The organism is Blautia sp. An46 (assembly GCF_002161645.1).
Classification (GTDB): Bacteria; Bacillota; Clostridia; order Lachnospirales; family Lachnospiraceae; genus Blautia; species Blautia ornithocaccae.
The window spans coordinates 1-1,026 of the sequence record NZ_NFIF01000055.1; the positions used below are offsets into that span (position 1 = coordinate 1).

1 rRNA gene is annotated in these 1,026 nt (G+C 51.9%); it reads left to right on the forward strand.

Features of this window, described 5'->3' with window-relative positions:
• Positions 1 to 1,026, forward strand: a 23S ribosomal RNA gene (locus B5G00_RS18470); the annotation flags it as partial.

Below are 1,026 nucleotides of genomic sequence, written 5' to 3' on the forward strand. Positions count from 1 at the left end.
ATGCGCAGACCCGAAACCGGGTGACCTATCCATGTCCAGGTTGAAGCTGCCGTAAAAGGCAATGGAGGACCGAACCCACATCCGTTGAAAAGGGTGGGGATGAGGTGTGGATAGGGGAGAAATTCCAATCGAACCCGGAGATAGCTGGTTCTCCTCGAAATAGCTTTAGGGCTAGCCTCGGCAGAGATACGTGGAGGTAGAGCACTGAATTTCCTAGGGGGCGTCAAAGCCTACCGAAGAATATCAAACTCCGAATGCCATGATATTGCTTGCCGGGAGTCAGACTATACGAGATAAGTTGGATAGTCAAAAGGGAAAGAGCCCAGACCTCCAGCTAAGGTCCCAAAGTGCGTGTTAAGTGGAAAAGGATGTGGGATCTCTAAGACAACCAGGATGTTGGCTCAGAAGCAGCCATGCATTCAAAGAGTGCGTAATAGCTCACTGGTCGAGAGGTCCTGCGCCGAAAATGTCCGGGGCTGAAACACGACACCGAAGCTGAGGAATCGAAAGATTGGTAGAGGAGCATTGCATAAGGGAAGAAGCAGTACCGGAAGGAGCTGTGGACTTTATGGAAGAGAGAATGCCGGAATGAGTAGCGAGAATGAGGTGGGAATCCTCATGGCCGAATATCCAAGGTTTCCAGGGTAAAGCTGATCTGCCCTGGGTAAGTCGGGGCCTAAGGCGAGGTCGGAAGACGTAGCCGATGGACAACAGGTTGAGATTCCTGTACTGCAGTATGACAGAACTGTGGGGACACGTGTGGAGAGCATAGCCGCGGAATGGAAAGCTGCGGGCAAGCGAGGTAGGAGATATGTAGGAAAAACCGCATATCAATCCGAAGGCGTGATGCGGAGCGAACTGAAGTAGCGAAGTATGTGAGCCATGCGTCGAGAAAAGCCGCTATTGTTCATACTGTACCCGTACCGTAAACCGACACAGGTGGATGAGGAGAGAATCCTAAGGCCGGCGGAAGAAGCATTGTCAAGGAACTCGGCAAAATGACCCCGTAACTTCGGGAGAAGGGGT